Raw genomic sequence first — 6,050 nt, forward strand, 5'->3', positions numbered from 1 at the left:
CCGGGTGGCGCGCCGTCGTCGCCCGCACTGGCAGCACACCTGCCCGCCTTCCCCGCAACTCTGCGTAGGCAACTCAAGGGCTCGCCGATGAAGGCCCCGATCTCGGTGCTGGCGACCGCAGTCGAGGGAGCGTCGGTCGACATCGACACCGCCTTCACCATCGAGACGCGCTACTGCGCGCGACTGATCTGTGGTCAGATCTCCGCCAACATGATCAAGGCGCTCTTCTTCGACCTGGGCAAGGTCAACAAGGGAACCGCCCGCCCCGCCGACATCCCGGTACGCAAGGCCACCAAGGTCGCCGTCCTCGGCGCGGGCATGATGGGCGCGGCGATCGCGTACGTCGCCGCGAAGGCAGGAGTCGACGTCGTGCTGCGTGACGTCACAATCGAAGGCGCGCAACGCGGCAAGGACTACTCCCGGCGAATCCTCGACGCCAAGGTCGCCAAGGGTCGCCTCGACACGGCGGGACGCGATCGAGCCCTCGACCGAATCCTGGCCACCGACAACATCTCCGACGTCAAGGGCGCCGACCTCGTCGTCGAGGCCGTGTTCGAAGACGTCGAGCTCAAGAAGAAGGTTCTCGCCGAGGTCGAGGGCTACGTGTCCGACGATGCCCTGCTCGCGTCGAACACCTCGGCGCTGCCCATCGCCGAGATGGCGGGTGCGGTGACGCGACCCTCCGACGTGATCGGTCTGCACTTCTTCTCACCGGTCGACAAGATGCCGCTCGTCGAGATCGTCGTCGGAGAGCAGACCTCGGACGAATCACTGGCTCGTGCACTGGATTTCGCGAAGCAGATACGCAAGACGCCCATCGTCGTGCAGGACACATACGGTTTCTACGCCAATCGGGTCATCGCGAAGTTCGTCGACGAGGCGCTCTCGCTCGTGGCCGAGGGCATGCACCCCGCGAGCGCCGAACAAGCTGCGCTGCAGGCGGGTTTCCCGGCAGGAGCATTGACTCTGTTCGACGAGATCAACATGAAGACCATCGCGAAGATCCGTGCGGGATTCATCGCCGACGCCGGTGCACGGGGCGTCGACTTTGTACCCAGTGCGTCGTATCCGTTGGTGGACAGGATGCTCGAGGAGTTCGATCGTCCGGGTCGCCTGGAAGGTAGAGGGTTCTACGACTACGACGGCCCCGGTGGACAGCGACTCGGACTGTGGCCGCGCCTCGCGGAGCTCTACACGAGATCTGACGTCGAGATCCCGTTCGACGACGCAAAAGAGCGGATGCTCGTAGCCGCGGCCCTGGAGGCATTCGCCTGCTACGACGAGGGCGCCATCGGGTCGGTGGCCGAGGCCAACGTCGGCTCGATCATGGGTATCGGCTATCCGGCGTGGACCGGTGGTGCACTGCAGTACATCAATCAGTATCCGGACGGGTTGGAAGGATTCGTCGCGCGCGCTGACGAACTCCGAGCGCGCTACGGTGACAGATTCGTCGTCAGTGACGCGCTACGTGCCCGTGCCGCAGACGGCAGCGAGCTTGTGTGACAACATCACACACTGTGACCACCGCAGATGAACCGCGTTGGCGCAGGCTCGGCCCCGACGCCAGGCGTAATGAAATCCTGGCCGTCGCCATCCGGATGTTCGGTGAGCAGCCCTACGCGACGGTGCAGATGGCCGAGCTCGCCCGCGAAGCCGGAGTGGCGCGCGGGCTGCTGAACCACTACTTCGGCACCAAGCGCGACCTCTACGTCGAAGTCGTGCGCGCCATGATGATCGTGCCCGAGATCGACACGGTCACTCTGCCGGGCGGCACACTGCGGGAACGAGTCGAGGCCTCGGTTGATTGGCTGATGACTGTCCTCGACACTCACGGAAAGACGTGGCTGGCGGTCGGCGTCGAGGGGATCGGTGACGATCCGCAGATCGCGGCGATCCTCAACGAGGCCGACGATCGCGCCGCGCAGCGCGTGCTCGACGCGATCGGGTTTGTCGGGACGGGCCGCGAGCATCGGGCGGCACTCGCGGTGTTCCGGAGCTGGGGCGGCATGATGAAGGCCACCGCACGTGAATGGGTCGATCGAAAGACGCTCTCCCGCAAGCAGGCTCGCACGATACTCATCGAGACACTCGTCCCGCTCGCCGAGCGGGTCATGTCGGGTTCTGTCTGAACTCGCAACGTCTCCCAGTGGTTCCTCTCAGCGCAGCGCCGTTGCCAACGTCTCGGCGTATTCCGTCATGACGGTTCGATCACCCGCGACGCCCGGTTGCCACGGCAGTGACAGGCGGTCGACGCTCCTGTCGGCGTAGCGCGGGATCACGTGGAGGTGGAAATGGAATACCGTCTGCCACGCGGGAGCCTTGCAGCAGTTGAGCAGGTTCACGCCGTCGGCGCCGGCGTTGTCGACCATCGCCCGCGCGATCCGCTGTGCCTCGAGGGTGGTCGCGGTCAGATCGTCAGCGCCGATGTCGAGTAGGTCGGTGCTGTGCTGCTTGGGGATCACCAGCAGATGGCCGTCGTTGGCGGGGTTGATGTCCATGAATGCGTAGGTCGATGCTGTTTCGGCGACCTTCACACTGGGTATCTCACCTGCGACGATGCCGCAGAAGACGCAGTCGGTCATGACTTGCGGGCGTCCGCGTTACTCGCACCGACGCCGCCCCCGTAGAGCGCTGCTGCGATCAGAGCCGGCTGGAAGAACAGCCGGATCAGTCGCTTGCGATCGGTGTCGAGTCCGAACGCGTCCTTGTGCTCGACGTACTGCGCGATGTTGCCGGGGAAGATCGCGACGTAGAACAGCGCGAGCAGGATGCCGATCACGCGCTTGTGCTTGGGCAATGCCAGAAACGACGCTCCGAGGCCGATTTCGGCAACGCCTGACGCGAGCACGGTGACGTCGGTGTCGATGGGAAACCAATCGGGAACCTGCGCCTGGAACTCGTCGCGCGCGACGGTCAGGTGGGTGATTCCGGCGAAGGTCATAAATGCGCCGAGGACGATTCGGACAAGGGTGCGAGGTGACATGAAATCGAGCCTAACGCCGCTGTCATGTGCGGAGCAATGAGTAGACTCATTTATGAGTCCACTCATTATTGGAGGTGACATGACCCCCGACGCGGCGACCGCCGACGGTAGGCGCGCCCGCAACATGCGCGACAAACAGGACCGCATCTTCCGCGCGGCAGCCGATCTGTTCGCCGAACGTGGCTTCGAGTCGGTGTCGACGGGGCAGGTCTCCGACCGCGCCGACGTCGCGGCGGGCACGGTCTTCCGCTACGCGTCGACCAAGGGTGAGCTACTTCTGATGGTGCTCAATGAGGAGTTGCGCCGAGCACTCGACGTCGGCGCGGCATCGGCGGCGTCGACAACCGACACGGCCGAGGCGATCTACGAGATGGTGCGTCCTCTGCTCGAGTACGCCCGCGCCAACCCCGAGAACGGCAATGCCTACCATCGGGAACTGCTCTTCGGTGGTTCCGATGATCATTACCGCGCAGCGGGACTCGCATTGGTTGCCGAGCTGCAGGAGCGGATCGCGCAGAGACTCGTTGCCGATTCCGGTGACGACGCGGTGGCAGACAGGGCAACGCTCACAGCCAACATGATCTTCGCTGTCACAGCACTCGCGATCGCCCGTGCGTCGACAGGCGCGCATTCGGATCGTGATCCGTTCGAGGATGTGCGCACCCAGGTCGGCATCGCGGTCGACGGCTTTCACGCGTAATCAGCTCGTACACAGAACTTCTCGTCCGTTCTCGATAGTTCCGTCCACGAAACCTTGAGGTAGTCATCCATGCTCCAGACTGAAGCTGAGCCGTTGTCATTCGGTGCGAAGTACCGACGCTTGCTGTTCGCCGTCGTCCTACTCGGTGCACTCACCCAACTCGGGCTGGGTGCCTTTTATCTCGGCGTCGGACATTCACCGTCGCCGCGGAACGTACCCATCGGAATTGTCGGACCCGAGCAACAGACGCACAAGCTCACTGCCGCAGTGGAAGCCGACGGCAAGTTCGATGCTCGATCCTATGAATCCATGGACTCGTTGCGCGCCGCGATCGTCGATCGGGAGGTCGACGGTGGGCTGGAGATCACGCAGCAGGGCATTGTGCCGGTAGTGGCGAGTGCCGGCGGTGCGCTACCCGCGACCGCGCTGAAAGCTGTTGCCTCAGAGGCCAATGTGAGCAATCAACTCCCGCAAACGCTGGCGGTCGATGTCGTCAAGCTCTCCGAAGACGACATCAACGGTGCGTCGATCGGCTATATCCTGCAGGTGATCTCGCTCGGCGGCAGTATCGCGTCACTGGGCCTCGGACGGCTGATGCCGCGAGTGCCGCAGTCGTTGCGGCGTGGGTTCGGCCACGTTGCGGCGTTGGTTGCCTACGCCGCGGTGTCGGCCGGGATCGTGCTCCTGTTCTCCTGGTTCTACGGCGTCGGCAGCTCCGCGGACCAGTGGCGACTCTTCGGCACGTACACCCTGATCTCGTTGGCCATCGCGGGCTCGACTGCCGGTCTGGTGACGCTGTTCGGGCCGATCGGATCGTTGGCGGGCGGCTTCTACTTCCTCGTCGGCGCGACGCTGTCGGGTGCGTCGATCCCGTGGAACTTCATGCCGACCTTCTGGGCGAAGCTCGGAGAATGGCTACCCACCGGCGGTGGTGCACAACTGATTCGCAACTCGTTGTACTTCCCGGAGGCGGGGTCGGGGACTGCGCTGCTCTGCCTCGGGCTCTACGCCGGACTCGGCACGGTGACGGTGCTGATCTGGAACATGTTGGGTAACAGAAGCTCTCGCACCTCGGCCGTCGACGTCGACATCTTGTACCCGATCACGCACGAGCACCACCACCAGGATGGCGATCACGAGCATCGTCACGAGGCTGGTGAGTCGGCAACCTCCTGACCACGGCGCAGTTCATGGTTCCCAGACGGGGCCGCGCTGAGTAGCCTCGACGGTGGCGGCGGTCGAATGATCCGCCGCAACTCGTACGACGGGAGCGTGCAGATGCCTGACAGCGCAGAGGTATTCGACCTGATGAGCCTGCGTGTGCCGATCGTCGTCGCGCCGATGGCAGGCGGTCCGTCGACGCCTGCGCTGGTGATCGCGGCTGCGCAGGCGCAGGCCGTGGGCTTTCTGGCTGCGGGCTACAAGTCGGTCAACGCACTTGCGGGCGAGATCGACGAGGTCGTCGCGTCGGGTGTGGGCGCCTACGGTGTGAACCTCTTCGTGCCGGGCGGACCCGCTCGCGATCTGGCTGCAGTGCTCCGCTACCGCGACGAGTTGGAGCCGGTCGCGCGACGGTACAACGTCGACGTCGGGCCCGTCGTTGAATTCGACGACGATGCGTATGCGGACAAGGTTGATCTGGTGATCTCCCGACGAGTTCCTTTGGTGTCGTTCACATTTGGGCTTCCGGGTGAGAGCCTCGTCGATCGTCTGCACGGCGCCGGAATCGTAGCGGTTGCCACGGTGGCCGATCCGATCGACGCGAAAGCTGCTGCCGCGCAGGGGGTCGACGCACTCTGCGTGCAGGGGGTCGAAGCAGGTGGGCACCGTGCGACGCTCTCGGCGACGGCGGAGCCTTCGCAGACGTCCACGATCGAGTTGGTGCGTGAGGTCGCCGAACTCGTCGACATCCCGATCATCGCCGCCGGCGGGATCGCGACCGGCGCACACGTCGACGCCGCACTGGCCGCCGGTGCCGTCGCGGTGCAACTGGGTACCGCGTTCCTCGACAGTGCGGAGGCAGGTACCAAGCCGACTCACCGTGCAGCACTGCGCGATTCGCGGTTTACCGAAACCGTGGTGACCCGAGCGTTCTCCGGCCGACCGGCGCGTGCGCTGCGCAACGAGTTCACCGATCGCTACTCGCCACTCGCCCCCGCTGAGTACCCACAGCTGCACCATCTGACGAGTCCACTCCGCTCGGCCGCAGCTCTCGCCGGCGATCCGGAATTCCTCAACCTGTGGGCCGGGACGTCGTTCCGCGACAGCGACTTCGGCCCCGCCGCCGAGATCATCGCGCGCATCTGGTCGCAGACCGCCGCCGCGCGCGGGTTGGGCAGCTGAGCGGGTCTGGTTGTTGCGCGGGCG

At 64.9% G+C, this 6,050-nt stretch carries 7 protein-coding genes; 5 read left to right on the forward strand and 2 right to left on the reverse strand.

All coding sequences use genetic code 11. The features are described 5' to 3' along the window. Positions 1-1,503, forward strand: a 1,503-nt coding sequence (locus tag A5777_RS04465) for a 3-hydroxyacyl-CoA dehydrogenase family protein (protein WP_064861753.1), incomplete at its 5' end; no start/stop codon positions are given. Then, complete coding sequence (locus A5777_RS04470; RefSeq protein ID WP_005203382.1) at positions 1,500-2,129, forward strand: TetR/AcrR family transcriptional regulator; 630 nt, start codon at positions 1,500-1,502, stop codon at positions 2,127-2,129. The genes A5777_RS04465 and A5777_RS04470, both read left to right, overlap by 4 nt. Before the next feature lie 27 nt (positions 2,130-2,156). Here A5777_RS04470 and A5777_RS04475 read toward each other — a convergent pair whose 3' ends face one another. Both A5777_RS04475 and A5777_RS04480 read right to left on the reverse strand, forming a co-directional pair. Further along, a complete protein-coding gene (locus A5777_RS04475; protein WP_005203381.1) occupies positions 2,157-2,582 on the reverse strand; it encodes an HIT family protein in 426 nt (141 codons plus the stop codon). Then, positions 2,579-2,983, reverse strand: coding sequence for a DoxX family protein (locus A5777_RS04480; RefSeq protein ID WP_005203380.1), 405 nt, complete (start codon positions 2,981-2,983; stop codon positions 2,579-2,581). The genes A5777_RS04475 and A5777_RS04480 overlap by 4 nt, the downstream gene beginning before the upstream one ends. A 79-nt stretch (positions 2,984-3,062) precedes the next feature. Between A5777_RS04480 and A5777_RS04485 the strand changes: the two genes are divergently transcribed. From A5777_RS04485 to A5777_RS04495, 3 genes are all read left to right on the forward strand, one after another. Next, positions 3,063-3,683, forward strand: a complete 621-nt coding sequence (locus tag A5777_RS04485; RefSeq protein WP_005203378.1) for a TetR/AcrR family transcriptional regulator — start codon at positions 3,063-3,065, stop codon at positions 3,681-3,683. Positions 3,684-3,752: 69 nt separating this feature from the next. Next, positions 3,753-4,859, forward strand: a complete 1,107-nt coding sequence (locus A5777_RS04490; RefSeq protein WP_005203376.1) for an ABC transporter permease — start codon at positions 3,753-3,755, stop codon at positions 4,857-4,859. Between the two features lie 102 nt (positions 4,860-4,961). Then, complete coding sequence (locus A5777_RS04495; protein WP_064861754.1) at positions 4,962-6,026, forward strand: NAD(P)H-dependent flavin oxidoreductase; 1,065 nt, start codon at positions 4,962-4,964, stop codon at positions 6,024-6,026. Positions 6,027-6,050: the final 24 nt, after the last annotated feature.

Origin of the sequence: Gordonia sp. 852002-10350_SCH5691597 (assembly GCF_001665715.1) — a bacterium.
In the GTDB taxonomy this organism is placed as follows: domain Bacteria; phylum Actinomycetota; class Actinomycetes; order Mycobacteriales; family Mycobacteriaceae; genus Gordonia; species Gordonia sputi.

Bases quoted from the DNA above. Each gene is read 5' to 3' on its own strand.
- A5777_RS04490 (WP_005203376.1), top strand. From the start codon at position 3,753: ATGCTCCAGACTGAAGCTGAGCCGTTGTCATTCGGTGCGAAGTACCGA.
- A5777_RS04475 (WP_005203381.1), bottom strand. From the start codon at position 2,582: ATGACCGACTGCGTCTTCTGCGGCATCGTCGCAGGTGAGATACCCAGT.
- A5777_RS04480 (WP_005203380.1), bottom strand. From the start codon at position 2,983: ATGTCACCTCGCACCCTTGTCCGAATCGTCCTCGGCGCATTTATGACC.
- A5777_RS04495 (WP_064861754.1), top strand. From the start codon at position 4,962: ATGCCTGACAGCGCAGAGGTATTCGACCTGATGAGCCTGCGTGTGCCG.
- A5777_RS04485 (WP_005203378.1), top strand. From the start codon at position 3,063: ATGACCCCCGACGCGGCGACCGCCGACGGTAGGCGCGCCCGCAACATG.